18 protein-coding genes are annotated in these 18,488 nt (G+C 40.9%); 1 reads left to right on the plus strand and 17 read right to left on the minus strand.

From position 1 onward, the window contains the following. Nucleotides 1–362 precede the first annotated feature (362 nt). From hemG to LRQ06_RS06665, 3 genes are read right to left on the minus strand one after another with little or no spacing between them, the layout of a single operon-like run. Nucleotides 363–890, minus strand: coding sequence for a menaquinone-dependent protoporphyrinogen IX dehydrogenase (gene hemG, locus LRQ06_RS06655; RefSeq protein ID WP_232765624.1), 528 nt, complete (start codon nucleotides 888–890; stop codon nucleotides 363–365). Nucleotides 891–899: 9 nt separating this feature from the next. Then, the gene (locus LRQ06_RS06660; RefSeq protein ID WP_232765625.1) at nucleotides 900–2,357 is read right to left on the minus strand and encodes a TrkH family potassium uptake protein; all 1,458 of its coding nucleotides are present in this window, start codon (nucleotides 2,355–2,357) and stop codon (nucleotides 900–902) included. 22 nt (nucleotides 2,358–2,379) lie between these two features. Beyond that, a complete protein-coding gene (locus tag LRQ06_RS06665) occupies nucleotides 2,380–3,015 on the minus strand; it encodes a YigZ family protein (RefSeq protein ID WP_232765626.1) in 636 nt (211 codons plus the stop codon). Between the two features lie 198 nt (nucleotides 3,016–3,213). Here LRQ06_RS06665 and LRQ06_RS06670 point away from each other — a divergent pair, with 198 nt between their 5' ends. Next, the gene (locus LRQ06_RS06670; RefSeq protein ID WP_232765627.1) at nucleotides 3,214–5,412 is read left to right on the plus strand and encodes a 3-hydroxyacyl-CoA dehydrogenase NAD-binding domain-containing protein; all 2,199 of its coding nucleotides are present in this window, start codon (nucleotides 3,214–3,216) and stop codon (nucleotides 5,410–5,412) included. Nucleotides 5,413–5,466: 54 nt separating this feature from the next. Here LRQ06_RS06670 and glmU read toward each other — a convergent pair whose 3' ends face one another. The 14 genes from glmU to mnmG all read right to left on the minus strand — a co-directional run bounded on the left by glmU (nucleotide 5,467) and on the right by mnmG (nucleotide 18,247). Next, on the minus strand, nucleotides 5,467–6,831 hold the full coding sequence (gene glmU, locus LRQ06_RS06675) for a bifunctional UDP-N-acetylglucosamine diphosphorylase/glucosamine-1-phosphate N-acetyltransferase GlmU (RefSeq protein WP_232765628.1): 1,365 nt from the start codon (nucleotides 6,829–6,831) through the stop codon (nucleotides 5,467–5,469). Nucleotides 6,832–6,981: 150 nt separating this feature from the next. Next, entirely contained in the window at nucleotides 6,982–7,404 is a 423-nt protein-coding gene (locus LRQ06_RS06680) for a F0F1 ATP synthase subunit epsilon (RefSeq protein WP_232765629.1), read from the minus strand. Between the two features lie 18 nt (nucleotides 7,405–7,422). Then, entirely contained in the window at nucleotides 7,423–8,826 is a 1,404-nt protein-coding gene (atpD, locus tag LRQ06_RS06685; RefSeq protein WP_232765630.1) for a F0F1 ATP synthase subunit beta, read from the minus strand. Nucleotides 8,827–8,860: 34 nt separating this feature from the next. Next, nucleotides 8,861–9,730, minus strand: a complete 870-nt coding sequence (gene atpG / locus LRQ06_RS06690) for a F0F1 ATP synthase subunit gamma (RefSeq protein ID WP_232765631.1) — start codon at nucleotides 9,728–9,730, stop codon at nucleotides 8,861–8,863. A gap of 43 nt (nucleotides 9,731–9,773) precedes the next feature. Next, nucleotides 9,774–11,315, minus strand: coding sequence for a F0F1 ATP synthase subunit alpha (gene atpA / locus LRQ06_RS06695; RefSeq protein ID WP_232765632.1), 1,542 nt, complete (start codon nucleotides 11,313–11,315; stop codon nucleotides 9,774–9,776). Between the two features lie 13 nt (nucleotides 11,316–11,328). Next, nucleotides 11,329–11,862 (minus strand): F0F1 ATP synthase subunit delta, encoded by a 534-nt coding sequence (gene atpH / locus LRQ06_RS06700; protein ID WP_232765633.1) that lies wholly within the window; start codon nucleotides 11,860–11,862, stop codon nucleotides 11,329–11,331. A gap of 12 nt (nucleotides 11,863–11,874) precedes the next feature. After that, entirely contained in the window at nucleotides 11,875–12,345 is a 471-nt protein-coding gene (gene atpF / locus LRQ06_RS06705; protein WP_232765634.1) for a F0F1 ATP synthase subunit B, read from the minus strand. A 61-nt stretch (nucleotides 12,346–12,406) separates the two neighbouring features. Continuing rightward, nucleotides 12,407–12,649 (minus strand): F0F1 ATP synthase subunit C, encoded by a 243-nt coding sequence (atpE, locus tag LRQ06_RS06710; protein WP_232765635.1) that lies wholly within the window; start codon nucleotides 12,647–12,649, stop codon nucleotides 12,407–12,409. Nucleotides 12,650–12,699: 50 nt separating this feature from the next. Then, nucleotides 12,700–13,482 (minus strand): F0F1 ATP synthase subunit A, encoded by a 783-nt coding sequence (atpB, locus tag LRQ06_RS06715; protein WP_232765636.1) that lies wholly within the window; start codon nucleotides 13,480–13,482, stop codon nucleotides 12,700–12,702. Nucleotides 13,483–13,494: 12 nt separating this feature from the next. Next, the gene (locus LRQ06_RS06720; RefSeq protein WP_232765637.1) at nucleotides 13,495–13,857 is read right to left on the minus strand and encodes an ATP synthase subunit I; all 363 of its coding nucleotides are present in this window, start codon (nucleotides 13,855–13,857) and stop codon (nucleotides 13,495–13,497) included. Between the two features lie 155 nt (nucleotides 13,858–14,012). After that, on the minus strand, nucleotides 14,013–14,906 hold the full coding sequence (locus LRQ06_RS06725) for a ParB/RepB/Spo0J family partition protein (protein ID WP_232765638.1): 894 nt from the start codon (nucleotides 14,904–14,906) through the stop codon (nucleotides 14,013–14,015). Between the two features lie 24 nt (nucleotides 14,907–14,930). Then, a complete protein-coding gene (locus tag LRQ06_RS06730) occupies nucleotides 14,931–15,704 on the minus strand; it encodes a ParA family protein (RefSeq protein WP_232765639.1) in 774 nt (257 codons plus the stop codon). Between the two features lie 15 nt (nucleotides 15,705–15,719). Beyond that, nucleotides 15,720–16,352, minus strand: a complete 633-nt coding sequence (rsmG, locus tag LRQ06_RS06735; protein ID WP_232765640.1) for a 16S rRNA (guanine(527)-N(7))-methyltransferase RsmG — start codon at nucleotides 16,350–16,352, stop codon at nucleotides 15,720–15,722. After that, nucleotides 16,352–18,247 (minus strand): tRNA uridine-5-carboxymethylaminomethyl(34) synthesis enzyme MnmG, encoded by a 1,896-nt coding sequence (mnmG, locus tag LRQ06_RS06740; protein ID WP_232765641.1) that lies wholly within the window; start codon nucleotides 18,245–18,247, stop codon nucleotides 16,352–16,354. Before mnmG ends, rsmG begins: the two co-directional genes overlap by 1 nt. Nucleotides 18,248–18,488 lie beyond the last annotated feature (241 nt).

Here is an 18,488-nt window from a genome sequence, read left to right on the forward strand (position 1 = left end):
GACTGTGCCAAACATTCATTCTAAAAAGAATTCCTGTTCGTTTTGGTCACTCGTATCATTGATAAAATCTTTTGGATGTTTATCCGACGAGTGCCCACACAGATTGATAGGTTTATATTGTTAAAGAGCTTTTTGCTTCGAGTATCACTCGAAAACGGAGGGCTATTCTATCTATTTAAAAAGCCGTGTCAAATACTTTTTTCAAATATCTAATGACAGAAAAGACTCCGATTCTGACATCAACTTTAACGTCGAATACAGTATCAGCGGGAGGCATTATAGATAGGCAATATAAATTGACAACTTTTTTATTCGCTTTTACTCCAAATTCTCAAAAATAGTGGTCAGGTCTATGGTTTTATTTACATTTTTTTAAAATCATCACTAAATAATTTAACTTTATCCCAATTTGTATATTCAACTTCTTTGCTGATATCCGTCTCCCCACCTGTTATTTTCATAATAAACTGAATCATGAACTTATCGAACAAACGATAACGTGGATAGCGCAGGGCTCCGGCAAAGACACCAATTAAAGGAGGTTGCCACTGCGATTTTTTAAGAAATGTTCTGATATAGACACTTCCTTCCGGCGTGTCTTTTCCTTCGTTTTCCTTTCGGGCCGTGAGATTTACACAAACAAATGCCGCTTTGGTATTTTTCAGGGCCTGATAATTTTGACTAATAAACTGATAAAGCTTCTTGTGTAAATGACCATAACGTATCGATGCACCAACAAGAACTTTCTCATAACAGGAAAAGTCTATGTCCGGCATGTCGTGGATATCAGAAAAATCACACTCACAATTATCTAATTGTTCTGCAATGTGTTTCAAAATTTTTTTTGTTTGCCCTTCTCTTGTTGAGTACAGAAATAAAACTTTATCCACAATGTCTCCTTAACTTCGCCAAAAACTTGGGGTAAACAATACAAGTAAGGTAAATATTTCCAGACGACCAAATAACATTGAAGCTATCAAGACCCATTTAGCCATATCGTTAATATCTTTAAAATGAATGGACACTTCACCCAAACCCGGACCTAAATTATTTAAAGTTGCAGCTACAGCTGAGAACGCGCTTAATTCTTCCATTCCGGTAGCAATTAAAGCCAGCATACAGATGACAAATACCAATGCATAAGCTGAAAAGAACCCCCACACAGCATCGACCACTCTTTGTGGTAAAGCACTTTCTCCCAGCTTTATAGGGTATAACGCTCTCGGATGAATCAACCTATTCATTTCTCGTCCTCCCTGAATCGACAATAGAAGAACCCGGATCACTTTCAATCCACCTCCGGTTGACCCCGCACATCCGCCAATAAAAGAAGAGAATAACAGCAAAACCGGTAAAAATAACGGCCATTGAGAAAAACCTGTCGTCGTAAAGCCAGCAGTAGTGGATATTGAAACCGTTTGAAACAAAGCCTGATCAAAGGCATCAAATGTAGAAAGCTGATGATTGCTTTTTAGTAATAATAAGAAACAAATACCAAACAGAATTATCTGGATAAAAATAAAGGCCTTAAATTCCTTATCCTTCCAATAATACTTAGGATGTATCCCTCCGTTAGCAAAAGCAGCATAGTGCAATGTAAAGTTACAGGCAGATATAAGCAAAAAGACAACCGTGATTAAATTAATAGCATAGCTGTCAAAATATCCCATACTGGCATCATGAGTTGAAAAGCCCCCAATGGCTATAGTAGAAAAGCTGTGACAAATTGCATCAAACGGAGTCATACCCGCCAGCCAAAACGCAGTCGCACACATAATCGTTAACGATAAATAGATGTACCAGAGAATCTTGGCTGTCTCAGCAATTCTTGGCGCAACTTTGGTATCTTTGACAGGCCCGGGAATTTCAGCCCGATACAACTGCATACCACCAATACCTAACATCGGTAATATTGCGACAGCAAGAACAATGATACCCATGCCGCCAAACCACTGCAAAAACTGACGATAAAACAAAACGGCTTTCGGTAAATAATCCAAACCAACAAGAACTGTTGCCCCTGTTGTAGTTAAGGCAGAAAAGGATTCAAAAAAGGCATCGGTAATGGAAACTTTTGGGTTGTCAGTAAGAAAAAAAGGTAATGAGCCAGCACTGCCAATGACCAACCAAAACATGACAACAATAAGGAATCCGTCCCGGGATTTTAATTCTCTTTTGTAATTTCGGTTTGGAAACCAACAAACAACTCCGGCAATCAAAAGAAGAAAAAAAGTCGTTATAAATGGCACACCACCACCATCTCGGTAGATTAGTGCCACCAAGGAAGGAGCTAGCATTGACAAACTAAAAAGCGCTAACAGAAGACCAATAATCCGGATGATCGAACGAAATTGCATTATATAGCGACCAATATATTTATTAGTTATTTATTGGAGGTGTATCTTTTGGCGAAACAACCACTTTAGCGCCACTTCTATTAATGATAGTTTGTGTAAAAGAGTCTATATGATTAACTTCTAACTCAACTACAAGCATCACATTTTCACTGTATTCCGACTGCACTTCTTTAGCATCAAACTGGCTCATAATTGATTGCAAAATAGGTAAGAAATGATAGTCCAAGGTTATCACTAACTGACTGGTAATTTTTTTCTCAATTGTTTCAAGTCGTTGCAAAGCTTTCTGAACACCACCACCGTAAGCCTTCACGAGACCACCCGTACCCAATTTTATTCCACCAAAATAACGCGTAACAACTGCCGTTATTTCACCAACATCAGATCCGGTCAACTGAGCCAACATTGGTTTTCCTGCCGTCCCGGACGGTTCTCCATCGTCACTAAAACCCCACTTCATTGAATCTTCCGGCCTTCCAGCTAAATAAGCCCAACAATTATGTCTGGCATCGGAGTGGCGATTTTTCATCTGTTCAATGAAGGTCTTTGCTTCTTCTACCGAGGGCGTATGAGCAAGATAAGTAATGAATACACTTTTCTTTATTTCTTCTTCAAAAACAAAAGACGATTTAGGAATTAAATAAGGTTCAGAATTCATCTACACACGATTTATCACTAATCAAAACGAAGCTCAGTTTATCATGTCAGAAAGATAAAGATGTCATTCCTCCCAAAAGCCACCAGCGATTCCACATAAATTTTGCCAATATAAAAACTTCTGCCCAAACTGTTATGAGTCAGATCTAATAAATCAGGCCTTCTCCGAAAAAAGGAAATTGCTATTAGGGAGACAGCAATGAAGTTTCGCTCACAATCACTGGAACTTAAAGAAATAGAAAACGGGATTATTGAACTCCGGCTTCTCTCATCAAATACAGCAAACATCCTGGATATTGCAACGCTTAAATCCCTAAATAAAGCGCTTCAGATTATCAAAACAAAACAAAATGTCCGGGGATTAATGATTACCTCAGACAAACCTCATTTTTTCTTGGGAGTGGATCTTAATGAAGTTCACTCCATGTTTCAGCTAACAAAAAGCGAATTGAAAGAGTGGCTACGGTATACAAATGATCTGCTAAATCAATATGAAAAATTACCATTTCCTACCGTTTCCGTTATATCTGGCTTCGCTCTGGGAGGCGGGTTTGAATTTGTACTAACAAGTGACTTCAGAATTTCGGAACCTAAAACGGTTATGGGTTTACCAATAACAAAACTCGGAATGGTTCCAGCTTTTGGAGGCTCAGTCCGTCTACCCAGATTAATCGGCACCGAAAAAGCCATTAATATAATCGCTAAAAGCCATCTGGTTCCGGCTCACTGCGCTCTGAAATTAGGAATGATCGATAGAATATCAGATAAAGAAAATCTCAAAAAAAATGCGTTGATCATCCTTAAAGAAGCCATCTGCGGAAAGTTAGACTGGCAGACGACCCGATCTAAAAAAAGGTCCCCTATCGAAATAAAAAAAGAAAATTCATTCACTTATAATACAATTAATTCGTTAAAAAAAGCAAAAGTAAGTACCTACTATCCTGCAATAAAGACACTAATGGAATCCATTGATAAATCATCGGATAAGCCACTGGATGAAGCATTAGAAATAGAACGCCATTTCTTTTTACATCTTGTACACACCCCCCAAACAAAAGCATTAGTTCGAATGTACTTAAATGATCAATTTGTCAAATACCGCAATCTTTCACTAATTGAAAACGACATAAAAACATTCGAAACAATCGGTATTTTTGGAACAAACCTAATTGGAAACGATTTTGCTATCTCCGCAGCAATCAACAATATTCAATGCGTTATCACGGATAAATCGGATACCGCATTAAATAAGGGGAAACAGTATTTTGATGCAATCAGAAAAGATAATATTCACTTTTACCACTTAGATAAGGATGAAAAAGAAAAAATTTCCGGCAACGTACAGTACACTCGCTATCTTACCGACCTAACATCATGTCCAATCCTCATTGATACCGTAAGCGAAAGTATCAATGAAAAAAAGCAAACCCTCGGGAATCTGGAGAAAAATGCTTCTGACGACACAATACTGGTCACGGACACCGATTTATTGTCCATAAATTCTCTTGCCAGCACATTAACCCACCCGGAACGTTATTGTGGTGTTCATATTCTACATCCGGCAGCAAATACTCAGTTAATTGAAGTGGTAAAAGGAAAATCAACCTCCTTAGATACCATCAAAACTGTAGTTCAGCTTGCAGTTAAACTCGGGAAATACCCCATTCTCATTAATGATCAACCTGGTTTTTTTATTAACCGAGTTCTTCTGTCTTATTTATCAGCCTTCTGCAATCTGGCAATGGAGGGCATCAACATCCGGTACATTGATAATCTCATGGAACATACTTTTGGTTGGTCTAAAGGCCCCGGAAAGCTTATCGATATTCTGGGAACCGATGTTGTTTACCGCGCCTGCCAACAACTGACTAAAAACTACCCTGACTCTATATTTTTAAATAAAAATAATATATTGGAGTATTTGTACAACAACGATATGACCGGAATAAAAAATCAAGCCGGGTTTTATCTATACCAGAAAGACCATCATGATCGAATCACCATTACCGGTTTATCAGAAAAATTGCTGTCTCTGTCATCAGAACATTTTGTTAAACCTTCCCCAAAAGAAATCATTTACCGGCTTATGATTCCGATGTTTAACGAAGTAATACGGTGTCTGGAAGAAGAAGTGATATCAACACCGGAAGAGTGTGATTTAGCTCTGATTCACGGCGTCGGTTTTCCCGCATTCAGAGGTGGGGCTTTTCACCTGATAGATCAGATAACCATCCCTCGTTATTTGTCTGTACTGGAAAGATATAAAAAATATGGAAAAAACTATGAAGCCCCTAACCTTTTGCGAAATATGGCTGCATCTGATATGGTTTTTTACCCTACACCGCCCAAATCGGTAACGTCACTGAAAGATATGTTACTGACAATGAATACCATCTAATCAAAAATAAAAAAGCAGCTAAAATACAAGCTGCTTTTTTAATAACAATGCACATTATTTTTTCTTTTTAGGCCTTTGCCAGCCATCGATTTTCCGTTCTTTTGCTCTCGTAATCACTAACTGGTTTTTTGTGTCAATGTTACGGGTAATGGTAGAACCAGCACCAATTGTCACACCATCGGCGACTTCAACAGGAGCAACCAACTGAGTATCAGAACCGACAAACACATCATCACCAATGATTGTCTTATGCTTATTTGCACCATCATAATTACAGGTAATGGTTCCGGCCCCCAGGTTAACGCGTTGACCAATTTCTGCATCACCAACGTACGTTAAATGATTGGCCTTTGAACCTTCACCTATTTTTGAGTTCTTAACTTCGACAAAATTTCCGACATGAGCATCATTGCTCATTTCCGCACCGGGACGTAAACGGGTAAACGGACCAACCGTGCATTTTTCACCGACAGTAGCACCTTCAATAACACTGTATGGACGAATAAGAGTTCCATCATCAATTTCACAATCAATAAGAACACTACCAGCACCAACTGTCACGTTATTACCTAAAGAAACATTACCTTCAATAATAACATTAACGTCAATTTCAACATCAGTCCCACACTGTAACTGTCCTCTGAGGTCAAACCTACCCGGATCTCTCAGCATAACCCCCTGCGCAAGCAGCTGTTCTGCTAACGATAGTTGATATTGTCTTTCTAAACGAGCTAACTGAATTCTGTCGTTAACACCTTCTACTTCCATTGCTTTTTCAGGATGAACTGTCGATATTATTCCCCCTTCCTGATAAGCAATAGCAATAATATCCGTCAGATAATACTCTCCCTGAGCATTATCGTTATCCACCTTCGACAACCAACGTTTGAGATCTTTACCAGAGGCAACCAATACACCGGTATTAACTTCATTAATCGATAACTGGTCTTCTGTTGCATCTTTCTGCTCGACAATAGCAATCACATTTCCATGCTTTCGAACAATTCTACCGTACCCCATCGGGTTATCCTGAATTACCGTTAACAGGGCAATACCACCATCAATATGAGACTCCAGTAACCCTTGAATAGTATGTTCTGAAATCAGTGGAACATCTCCGTAAAGAACCACTATTTTTTCATCATCCTGAAAAAGATACGAAGCCTGATCAACTGCATGTCCGGTACCTAATTGCTCATTCTGCAGAACCCAGTTAACACTTTCATTATGCAAAGTGTTCTTCATTAAATCTCCACCATGTCCATAGACAAGGTGAATATTTTCCACTCCGACTGAATGGCACGTATCAATAACATGTTTCACCATCGGTCTGCCGGCTAATTTATGAAGGACTTTTGGCAACTGAGAATACATACGGGTACCCTTACCCGCAGCAAGAATTACAGCACTGAATTTCATGCAATGACCTTTTTTGTTATCTTTAATACTGTTATTGATTCTATCTTTTAAATAAGAAATAGTTAAATAATGCTCGTTTTTTTTTCATAAAAATCAAAAAAGGTGGCATTTCTGCCACCTTTTACTTACACGTTTATCCGTTAACTACAATTAACGGCGTTTTTTCACTAGCTCAATAACTCGAAGCTGAGCAATTGCTTTCGCTAGTTCACTGGCCGCCTTAGCATAATCCATACCGCCCTGCTGCTGTTTAATATTTTCTTCAGCATGACGTTTGGCTTCTTCTGCCTTAGCTGCGTCTAGTTCTTCACCACGAATGGCTGTATCAGCTAACACGGTTGATGTACCGGGCTGAATTTCAACCATACCACCAGAAACATAAATGATTTCTTCGTGGCCGTGCTGTTTCACAATACGCACCATACCAGGCTTAATCGCGGTCAGCAGCGGAGTATGTCCATGATAAATACCAAGTTCACCTTCGCTACCAGTCACCGTAAATGTTTCAACCATGCCTGAGAAAATTTTCTTCTCTGCACTCACAACATCCAGGTGAAAGGGCATTGATGCCATATCGCCTCCTAGTCAGCCTTATAGCTTCTTAGCTTTTTCCAGAACTTCTTCAATTGCACCACAGTACATGAACGCCTGTTCAGGAATATCATCATACTCACCAGCTAACAGTCCTTTAAAGCTACGCAGAGTCTCTTTTAGAGGTACATAGCAACCAGGAGTACCGGTAAATACTTCAGCTACGTGATAAGGCTGAGTTAAGAAACGTTCAACCTTACGAGCACGAGCAACAACAAGCTTATCTTCTTCAGACAACTCATCCATACCCAGAATAGCGATGATATCTTTCAGCTCTTTATAACGTTGCAGAGTAGACTGAACGCCACGAGCAACATCATAGTGTTCCTGACCAACAACAAGCGGGTCAAGCTGACGAGATGTAGAATCAAGTGGGTCAATCGCAGGGTACAGACCCATTGCAGCGATATTACGGCTAAGTACCACTGTTGCATCCAAGTGAGCAAACGTCGTTGCCGGAGACGGGTCAGTCAAGTCATCCGCAGGCACATATACAGCTTGGATTGACGTAATAGAACCTGTTTTAGTAGATGTAATACGTTCTTGTAGAACACCCATTTCTTCAGCAAGTGTTGGCTGATAACCTACCGCAGATGGCATACGACCAAGAAGAGCCGAAACCTCTGTACCCGCAAGTGTATAACGGTAGATGTTATCGATGAACAGAAGTACATCACGACCATCATCACGGAATTTTTCAGCGATAGTCAAACCAGTCAATGCAACACGAAGACGGTTACCCGGTGGTTCATTCATCTGTCCATAAACCATCGCAACTTTTGATTCTTCAGGTTTTTCGACGTTAACAACACCTGCTTCCTGCATTTCGTAGTAGAAATCGTTACCCTCACGAGTACGTTCACCTACACCGGCAAATACAGACAAACCAGAGTGTTGAATCGCGATGTTGTTGATAAGTTCCATCATGTTAACGGTCTTACCAACACCAGCACCACCAAACAAACCGATTTTACCACCTTTTGCAAATGGACAAATCAAATCGATTACTTTAACACCCGTTTCTAACAGTTCAGTTGCATTTGACTGATCTTCGTAACTTGGCGCTTCACGGTGGATTGAATACACTTCATCCGTACCGATATCACCACGTTCATCAATCGTATCACCTAATACGTTCATGATACGACCAAGAGTCTTAGTACCAACTGGAACTGAAATTGGAGCGCCTGTATTTTCTACTGCAACTCCACGACGTAAACCATCAGAGCTACCCATTACGATACAACGAACAACACCGCCACCAAGCTGTTGTTGAACTTCAAGAACAAGACGTTCTTTTGCATCGACTACGTTCAGAGCGTCATAAACTTTAGGAACTTCGCTCTGAGGGAACTCTACGTCGACTACCGCACCAATGATCTGTACGATCTTACCTGTAGCCATCGTTAATCCTCTAAACTATTTCGTTTTACCAATGCTAAACCGCAGCAGCACCCGAGACGATTTCTGTCAGCTCTTGTGTAATCGCGAACTGACGTTCTTTGTTATACACAAGTTCCAAATCATCAATCAAACTACCAGCATTATCGGTCGCAGCTTTCATCGCTATCATTCGCGATGCCTGCTCACACGCCTGATTCTCTACTACACCCTGATAAACCTGAGACTCGATATAACGCTTTAACAGCATATCAAGTAAAGGTTTAGGCTCTGGTTCGTAAAGATAATCCCAGGAATGCTTATGCTGGCTCATCTCTTCACTATCTGCTTTTGGCAATGGTAGTAATTGATCGATCGTTGGTTCCTGAACCATTGTGTTAACAAACTTGTTAAACACAACGTAAAGACGATCCAATTCGCCTTCATCATATTTCTTAAGCATTACACTTACAGAACCGATTAAGCTGTCAAGTTCAGGGTTATCACCTAAACCTGAAACCTGGGCTGAAATTTTCGCACCATAGCTTTTGAAAAAGGCAGCAGCCTTTGAGCCAATAGCGGCAACTTCAACATCAGCGCCTTTATCGCTCCATGATTTCATATCAAGGATGGCTTTTTTAAACATGTTGATGTTTAAACCACCACACAAACCACGGTCTGTTGAAATAATGATATAACCAACTCGTTTAGCATCACGCTCATCTAAGTAAGGATGACGATACTCTAGATTTGCATTTGCTACGTGACCGATCACTTTACGCATTGTTTCTGCATATGGACGTGTCGCTTCCATCGCCTCTTGACTACGACGCATTTTTGAAGCGGCTACCATTTGCATTGCTTTCGTAATTTTCTGAGTGCTTTTCACACTCGCGATTTTATTACGTATCTCTTTTGCGCCGGCCATCGTCACTCTCCATTAGCTGGTGGCTAAACAGCCACCGACTTCATTACCAAGTTTGGGTTGCTTTAAAATCTTCGACAAGCTTTTTCAATTTTGCTTCAATGTCGTCGTTATAAGCACCTGTCTTGTTGATTTCATCTACAAGATCTGTGTGTTGGTTATGAGCAAACGATAGTAGTGCAGCTTCGAAATCAAGCAATTTGTTGATATCAATATCTTTCAAGAAGCCACGTTCCGCAGCAAAGATAACTAGAGACTGATCAAACACTGACATAGGAGCATATTGTTTCTGCTTCATTAATTCAGTCACTTTCTGACCATGGTCTAGCTGAGCTTTGGTTGCATCATCAAGGTCAGAAGCAAACTGAGCGAAAGCCGCAAGTTCACGATACTGAGCAAGAGCAGTACGAATACCACCTGACAGTTTTTTCATAACCTTAGTTTGCGCCGCACCACCTACACGAGATACTGAAATACCCGGGTCAACCGCAGGACGAACACCGGCGTTGAATAATTCAGTTTGTAGGAAAATCTGACCATCCGTAATCGAGATTACGTTTGTTGGTACGAAGGCAGACACGTCACCAGCCTGGGTTTCGATGATAGGCAACGCAGTCAAAGAACCGGTTTTACCTTTCACTTCCCCATTAGTGAAACGTTCTACATAGTGCGCATTTACACGAGCTGCACGTTCAAGAAGACGAGAGTGCAGATAGAATACGTCACCTGGGAATGCTTCACGGCCCGGTGGGCGTTTCAGAAGTAGAGAGATCTGACGATACGCGACGGCTTGTTTAGACAAATCATCATAGATAATCAGTGCGTCTTCACCGCGATCGCGGAAATATTCACCCATTGCACAACCTGCATAAGGAGCAAGGTACTGCAATGCCGCAGATTCAGAAGCTGATGCAACAACAACAATCGTGTTTTTAAGCGCACCATGTTCTTCAAGCTTACGTACAACGTTAGCAATGGTTGAGGCTTTTTGGCCAATTGCAACGTAAATAGAGTAAATACCAGAATCTTTCTGGTTAATAATCGCATCGATCGCCATCGCTGTTTTACCAGTCTGACGGTCGCCGATGATAAGTTCACGCTGACCACGACCGATTGGGATCATTGAGTCAACTGACTTATAACCAGTTTGAACAGGTTGATCAACAGACTGACGATCAATTACCCCTGGAGCAATTACTTCTACTGGAGAAGTTAATTTTGCATCAATTGGACCTTTACCATCAATCGGTTCACCCAGTGTGTTCACAACACGACCAAGCATTTCAGGACCAACCGGTACTTCAAGGATACGACCTGTACCTGTTACTTTTGTGCCTTCCTTAAGGTCAGCATATGGGCCCATTACAACCGCACCTACTGAATCACGTTCAAGGTTAAGTGCTAAGGCATAATGGCCACCCGGTAATTCAATCATTTCACCTTGCATCACGTCAGATAGACCGTGAATGCGAATGATACCGTCGCTTACCGATACGATAGTACCTTCATTGCGAGCTTCACTAACAACGTTAAAAGATTCAATACGCTGTTTAATTAGTTCGCTAATTTCCGTGGAATTAAGTTGCATGCTCCAATCCCCATCAAGACTGCAATGCATCGCTCAGGCGGTTCAAACGACCACGAACTGAGTCATCGATGACTAGGTCTCCGGCTCGAATTACAACCCCACCAAGTAGGGTCTCATCTATACTGCAATTCAGCTGAACTTTACGAGATAAACGCTGTTCCAGTTTGTCGCTGATCGCTGCTTCCTGTTCTTTTGAAAGTTCCGTTGCAGAAACAACTTCAACAGCAACGGTTTTTTCATGTTCTGTTTTCAGAACTAAGAACTGTTCACAGACATCAGGTAAAGCCTGTAATCGGCTATTTTCTGCCATCACTTTAATCAAGTTCTGACCGAATTCATCAAACTGTTCACCACAAACGGAAACAAAAATTTCAGCAAGTTGCTCTGCTGCCATAGAGCTGTTTAAAAGCTCATGCATTTGTTCGTTTTTGGCTACTTCAGCACCAAAGGCTAACATCTCTCCCCATTGATCGAGTTGCCCTTTTTCTACTGCAAAGTCAAATGCTGCTTTAGCATAGGGGCGTGCTATTGTTGTCAACTCAGACATGCGCCCCCCTAATCAAAGTTTCGCAGTAATGTTATCGAGAATATCCTTGTGTGCGTCCTTATCAATAGAACGTTCAAGAATTTTCTCAGCGCCAGCTACAGCAAGAGCTGCTACTTGTTTACGTAAATCGTCACGCGCTTTAACACGCATAGAATCGATTTCTGCCTGAGCTTGAGAAACAAGTTTGTCACGTTCAACTAATGCTTCTTCACGAGCTTCTTCAATAATCTGAAGCTTACGTTTGTTCGCTTGTTCAACGACTTCACCAGCTGTACGTTTTGCTTCTTTCAAACGCTCAGCAGCGTTAGCTTTAGCTAGATCAAGGTCTTTATCTGCTCTTTCAGCAGCAGATAAACCATCAGCAATTTTTTTCTGACGTTCTTCGATTGCTGTAATCAATGGTGGCCACACGTATTTCATGCAGAACCAGACAAAGATTACGAAGGCAATAGCTTGACCTAACAGAGTTGCGTTAATATTCACCGCAGACTCCTTCTATGTTTGCAAATTAAAAAAATTACCTGTTATTCAGTGCAATTTAATGCTATCCAGCAACCGCAAACATTACGTACAGACCAAGACCCACAGCGATCATAGGAATTGCGTCCACAAGACCCATAACGATGAAGAACTGAGTACGAATTAGTGGGATAAGATCTGGTTGACGGGCAGCACCTTCCAGGTATTTACCGCCAAGCATACCGATACCAATTGCAGCACCGATTGCCGCTAAGCCCATCATGATTGCCGCTGCAAGATACAGCAGATCCATGTTCAAGTGTTCCATATTGACTCCAAATATACTAATTAAGTTTTATGTTTAATAAATTTATAAAATTAGTGATCTTCTGATGCCTGAGATAAATAAACTATCGTCAGAACCATGAAGATAAATGCTTGTAATGTGATGATTAATATGTGGAAAATAGCCCAAGGAACAGACAATATCCACTGTGACCACCAAGGTAACAAACCAGCAATCAAGATAAATATTAATTCACCAGCATACATGTTACCAAACAAACGAAGACCTAAAGATACAGGCTTCGAAATCAATGTCACCATTTCCAATATAAAGTTAATTGGAATGAATGCCCAATGATTAAATGGTTGTAAAGTAAGCTCTTTCGCAAATCCTAGTGGGCCCTTGATCTTAAAGCTATAGAATAAGACCAATATAAATACGCCCAACGACATTGACATTGTTATATTAACATCAGCGGAAGGAACAACGCGAAGATGAGAAAGTCCCAACATGCCAGCGACATGTGGAAGGAAGTCTATTGGGATCAAGTCCATTAAGTTCATCAGGAACACCCATCCGAAAATGGTTATTGCCAATGGAGCAATTAACGCACTTTTTCCGCTAAATACATCTTTCACCGTACCATCTACAAATTCGACGAGCATTTCGACGAAACACTGTAGTTTACCAGGGACACCCGTAGTTGCATTTTTAGCAACACGGTGAAAAATCCACAGCATGACGACACCCAGTAGAACAGAGAAAAACATAGAGTCAATATTAAAACTCCAGAATCCGTCTCCTGAACTTAAGAATGTCAAATGGTGAGAGATGTATTCTTGAGAGGTTAGAGTGGTTTCACCTGAACCAGACATAGAATATCCTATCTATTCACGGTTGATTGAAAAAAATGACATTACGACATTTACGACACTTGCCAAGCAATAACAAACAATAAATGCCCCGGCATTAACGTCCATGTTTTTAAAAACAAACACTATTAAGCCCGCAGTTATCATTAATTTGTAAATATTACCCAAATAGGCTCTGCTAACCGTCGAATGAGGCATATCACTCGAAGGTCGATGCATATAAATATTTGCTAACAACGTCGGCACAATGTACGCAAGTCCCCCAAGAAAAACAGATAGCCCGTTTTTCTCTCCAAACAAGTAATAGACAGAACCTGATAACACAATAAAAAAGCTTAGCTGCCAAAAAAAAGACAGAAAAAACCATTTATGTTGCATAAGATGCCATCCATTAGATGCTTGCTGATTATATATTTGCCTTTATTTCATAAACAAAGCCAAACCTATAATTTATTTTTAACATATTCATAAAAATAATGAATAAGAAAACATAGATTTCGAAAATGATCTACTAAATACACGTTGAGTGCAAGCTAAGATTCAAGTTTCTGAGCCAAAATCTGAAGCATTTCTTCCAGTTGAGTCTCATCACTAACATTGATGCTTATCTTACCCTTACCTTTGGCGGACAACTGAACAGAAACTTTTGTTTTCAAAATTGCACCAAGCCTGTCAGTTAGCAGTTCAGCCTGCTCGGTCATAACCGGTTTCTGTTCTTTGTCTTTAGGAGACAGTGTATTTTTTACAAGCTGTTCGGTTTGTCTCACCGTCAACTGCTTTTTAGCCACTTTCTCAGCAACAGCAATTTGCTGTTCACCTTCTAACATCAATAACGCTCTTGCGTGCCCCATATCAAGCAATTTATTGGCAACAAGTTCCTTAACATTACCTTCTAACTGGTTAAGTCTGAGTAAATTACTAACAGTTGCCCGTGATTTACCAATAACATCAGCAACTTGCTGATGAGTCAGTGATAACTCACTTTGAATACGGGAAAGAGCACTCGCTTCTTCTATTGCATTTAAGTCTTCTCTCTGAATATTTTCAATCAGAGACATAGCAATAGCGGCTTTATCATCAACACTTTTGATAACACAAGGCACACTCGTCAATCCGGCGTGTCTGGCGGCTCTCCAGCGTCTTTCACCAGCAATGATTTCGTAAGAATCACTACCTAATGGCCTAATAACGATGGGCTGAATAATGCCCTGAGATTGGATGGAAGCAGAAAGTTCTTCTAATGCCTCTTGAGACATTTCTTTCCTCGGCTGATAAACGCCAGGCTTCAACTGATTGATTGAAATATCGGCAAGTTCTCCATCGGAAGATAAACTTTGGCTATGTGTCGCCAATTGCTGTTTTTCTCTCGCCATTGAACTTGTGGACAACAAAGCATCCAACCCTTTTCCTAAGCCACGTTTAGACATGTTCAGAGAATTCCTATTTTATTGTTAGGCTAGTATTTCATCACGACGAAGCATCTCACCTGCGAGCGCTAAATACGCTTTAGCACCCACTGAATACTTATCATAGTACATGGCAGGTTTACCATGACTCGGTGCTTCAGCCAGACGAACATTCCGAGGAATAACCGTTCGGTACACTTTGTCACCAAAGTGTTTTTTTAATTGATCGGAAACCTCATTCGACAAACGATTTCGAGGATCAAACATGGTGCGCAGTAAACCTTCTATCCTGAGATTGCTGTTTACTACCGCTGCCAGTTTACTAATCGTATCCATCAATGCCGTCAAGCCTTCCAATGCGAAATACTCACATTGCATAGGAACCAAAACAGAATCTGCTGCGGCCATGGCATTGATTGTAAGGAGGTTTAAAGAGGGAGGACAATCGATAAAGATGAAATCATAGTTATCACGAACAGTATCAATAGCGTTTTTAAGACGAACTTCTCTGGCAAACACTTCCATCAGTTTAATTTCAGCTGCTGTAACATCTCCGTTAGCAGCAATCAGATGATAATGACCAGCCGTTTTTTTACAAACGACATCATCAAACGGCAGTTCTTCAACCAATAAATCATAAGCTGTATAGTCGACCTGATATTTATCGATACCGCTGGCCATAGTGGCATTCCCTTGCGGGTCTAAGTCAATTACCAAGACATTGCGTTTTGTCGCAGCCATAGACGCCGCTAAATTCACACACGTTGTTGTTTTGCCTACACCACCTTTCTGGTTGGCAATTGCTACAATTCTACCCACAGTACGCCTCGCTGGTTATCCCTTACGAGATAAAATTACAAGATGACGCTCTCCTTTTAACTCAGGAACTGTTAAATATTTGATATCCATCACAGAACACCAAGCTGGAAGCTGATCTATTTCATCGGTTGGCATCTGACCCTTCAATGCCAGAAACACTCCCGAGTCTTCTTTAGGGAGATGCCTGCACCAATTTACCATATCTATCATAGAAGCAAACGCCCGGCTAATCACTGCATCGAATTTTTCTTCTGGTTGATACTCTTCAACACGGTGCTGTACAGCAGTAACATTTTGAATTTTAAGCTCATGCAGAGTTTGTTTTATAAACCGGATGCGTTTGCCCAAACTATCCAGTAAATGAAATTCTTTATCCGGATTCATTATGGCTAAAGGGATCCCAGGCAATCCAGGCCCGGTTCCGACATCGATAAAACGTTGTCCATGAAGATAAGGAGAGACAACAATACTGTCCATGATATGCCTGACAAGCATATCTTCCGGATTGCGAACCGATGTTAAATTATATGCTTTGTTCCATTTATCAAGCAGTTCGACGTATCCAACTAACTGAATCCGCTGTTCATCTGAAACACTTAGTGAGGTTTGTTCAATGAGCCGATCTAACTGAGTTCTTAACGTCCCCATTATGCGGCTTCTCCTTTTTTCAGTAATCCATTTTTCTTCAGATAAACCAAAAGAATGGAAATAGCAGCAGGTGTAACTCCGGAAATCCGGGAAGCAATACCAATGGTCTCCGGTTTTGCATTGTTTAACTTAAGAACCACTTCATTAGACAAGCCTTTTACATGATGGTAATCAATATCCAGTGGCAATTTGGTATTTTCATGCCGTAATGATTTCTCTATTTCATCCAGCTGTCTTTGAATATAACCTTCATATTTCACCTGAATTTCAACCTGTTCCGCCGCCTGATGATCATCAATAGCCGGAGAAAACTGTCCCACGGACATTAGCACATCGTAGGTCATTTCCGGACGACGCAAAAGATCCTCACCACTGGCTTCCCGGGAAATTGGCGTTTTTAATATTGCGTTCAGCTCATCAACTCCATCTGTATTTGGATTCATCCAGGTACTGCGAAGGCGCTGACGTTCTTTTTCAATATTCTCTATTTTTTGGTTAAAACGTTTCCAGCGAATATCATCGACTAATCCTAATTCACGCCCTTTTTCGGTTAAACGTAAATCCGCATTGTCTTCTCTGAGTAACAAACGATATTCAGCACGGGAGGTAAACATTCTATAGGGCTCTTTTGTTCCTAATGTGGATAAATCATCAATAAGTACGCCCATATAAGCCTGATCCCGACGCGGACTCCAGCCTTCTTTATCCTGAGCGTACAAACTGGCATTTATACCGGCCATCAACCCCTGTGCTGCCGCTTCTTCATAACCGGTTGTACCATTTATTTGTCCGGCAAAAAACAAACCATGAATAAATTTGGTTTCGTACGTTTGTTTCAGATCCCGGGGATCAAAAAAGTCGTATTCAATAGCATAACCTGGACGGATAATATTCGCGTGCTCAAAGCCTTTCATAGACTGAACAATTTTTACCTGAACATCAAATGGTAAACTGGTTGAAATGCCATTCGGATATAATTCCGTTGTGTTCAGACCTTCCGGTTCAATAAAAATCTGATGGCTGTTTTTGTCCGCATAGCGCATCACTTTATCTTCTATTGATGGACAATAACGGGGACCGACGCCTTCAATAACTCCGGCATACATCGGACTACGATCCAGATTATGTCTAATCACATCGTGTGTTTTTTCGTTTGTATGTGTGATGTAACAGGGGATCTGACGAGGATGCTGAGCCCGGGATCCTAAAAAAGAAAACACAGGGGCCGGATCATCGCCGTGTTGAACGGCAAGCGCAGAAAAATCCACACTGTTTGCATCGATCCTCGGTGGTGTACCGGTTTTTAACCGATCCACCCGGAAGGGTAATTCTCTTAGACGATCAGCAAGAGCAATGGACGGTGGATCGCCTGCACGGCCTCCTGAGTAGTTTTCCATCCCAATATGGATCTTACCCCCTAAAAAAGTCCCAACCGTCAATACGACCGCTTTAGAGCGAAATTCAAGGCCCATTTTCGTTATAACACCGACGGCACGATCATTTTCAACAATAAGATCGTCTGCGGGCTGCTGAAAAAGCATTAAGTTCGGTGTGTTTTCTAATTTGCTCCGTACATAAGATTTATACAGGGCTCTGTCTGCCTGAGCCCGTGTGGCTCGTACAGCCGGTCCTTTTGAACCATTAAGTGTCCGGAACTGAATACCTGCGTGGTCGATCGCTTCTGCCATTAAACCACCCAGAGCGTCTACTTCTCTTACCAAGTGGCCCTTACCAATCCCACCAATGGCCGGATTACATGACATTTGCCCGAGTGTATCAATATTATGGGTAAGCAGCAGAGTCTTCTGCCCTGAACGCGCAGAGGCGAGAGCGGCTTCCGTTCCTGCATGACCGCCACCAACGACGATGACGTCAAATGTTTCGTGATATAGCATGAACCGACCTCAGATATTCATTGAAGAATGTAAATAATTAAAGGAGGCGTATTCTACCTTCTTTCTTTTAACGAGAAAATCGCTTTTGTGATTTTTAACGGGTTTGGTTTGTAATATAAATATATAAGATCTTTATATAGATCTTTTATTAGATTTATTATTAGGATCGAGGATCTATGTGGATAACAAAGAAATGATCAATAAGATCATGAGGTTTATAACGATCAGTTTCTGTGATCTT

The organism is Vibrio salinus, from assembly GCF_021272385.1.
GTDB lineage: Bacteria > Pseudomonadota > Gammaproteobacteria > Enterobacterales > Vibrionaceae > Vibrio > Vibrio salinus.

What these genes read in the sequence shown, in the direction of transcription:
- mnmG (WP_232765641.1), bottom strand. Translation starts at nt 18,247, where the DNA reads ATGCTATATCACGAAACATTTGACGTCATCGTCGTTGGTGGCGGTCAT.
- atpD (WP_232765630.1), bottom strand. Translation starts at nt 8,826, where the DNA reads ATGGCTACAGGTAAGATCGTACAGATCATTGGTGCGGTAGTCGACGTA.
- glmU (WP_232765628.1), bottom strand. Translation starts at nt 6,831, where the DNA reads ATGAAATTCAGTGCTGTAATTCTTGCTGCGGGTAAGGGTACCCGTATG.
- atpA (WP_232765632.1), bottom strand. Translation starts at nt 11,315, where the DNA reads ATGCAACTTAATTCCACGGAAATTAGCGAACTAATTAAACAGCGTATT.
- LRQ06_RS06725 (WP_232765638.1), bottom strand. Translation starts at nt 14,906, where the DNA reads ATGTCTAAACGTGGCTTAGGAAAAGGGTTGGATGCTTTGTTGTCCACA.
- LRQ06_RS06680 (WP_232765629.1), bottom strand. Translation starts at nt 7,404, where the DNA reads ATGGCATCAATGCCCTTTCACCTGGATGTTGTGAGTGCAGAGAAGAAA.
- LRQ06_RS06670 (WP_232765627.1), top strand. Translation starts at nt 3,214, where the DNA reads ATGAAGTTTCGCTCACAATCACTGGAACTTAAAGAAATAGAAAACGGG.
- atpG (WP_232765631.1), bottom strand. Translation starts at nt 9,730, where the DNA reads ATGGCCGGCGCAAAAGAGATACGTAATAAAATCGCGAGTGTGAAAAGC.
- rsmG (WP_232765640.1), bottom strand. Translation starts at nt 16,352, where the DNA reads ATGGGGACGTTAAGAACTCAGTTAGATCGGCTCATTGAACAAACCTCA.
- atpH (WP_232765633.1), bottom strand. Translation starts at nt 11,862, where the DNA reads ATGTCTGAGTTGACAACAATAGCACGCCCCTATGCTAAAGCAGCATTT.
- atpE (WP_232765635.1), bottom strand. Translation starts at nt 12,649, where the DNA reads ATGGAACACTTGAACATGGATCTGCTGTATCTTGCAGCGGCAATCATG.
- LRQ06_RS06665 (WP_232765626.1), bottom strand. Translation starts at nt 3,015, where the DNA reads ATGAATTCTGAACCTTATTTAATTCCTAAATCGTCTTTTGTTTTTGAA.
- atpB (WP_232765636.1), bottom strand. Translation starts at nt 13,482, where the DNA reads ATGTCTGGTTCAGGTGAAACCACTCTAACCTCTCAAGAATACATCTCT.
- LRQ06_RS06660 (WP_232765625.1), bottom strand. Translation starts at nt 2,357, where the DNA reads ATGCAATTTCGTTCGATCATCCGGATTATTGGTCTTCTGTTAGCGCTT.
- LRQ06_RS06720 (WP_232765637.1), bottom strand. Translation starts at nt 13,857, where the DNA reads ATGCAACATAAATGGTTTTTTCTGTCTTTTTTTTGGCAGCTAAGCTTT.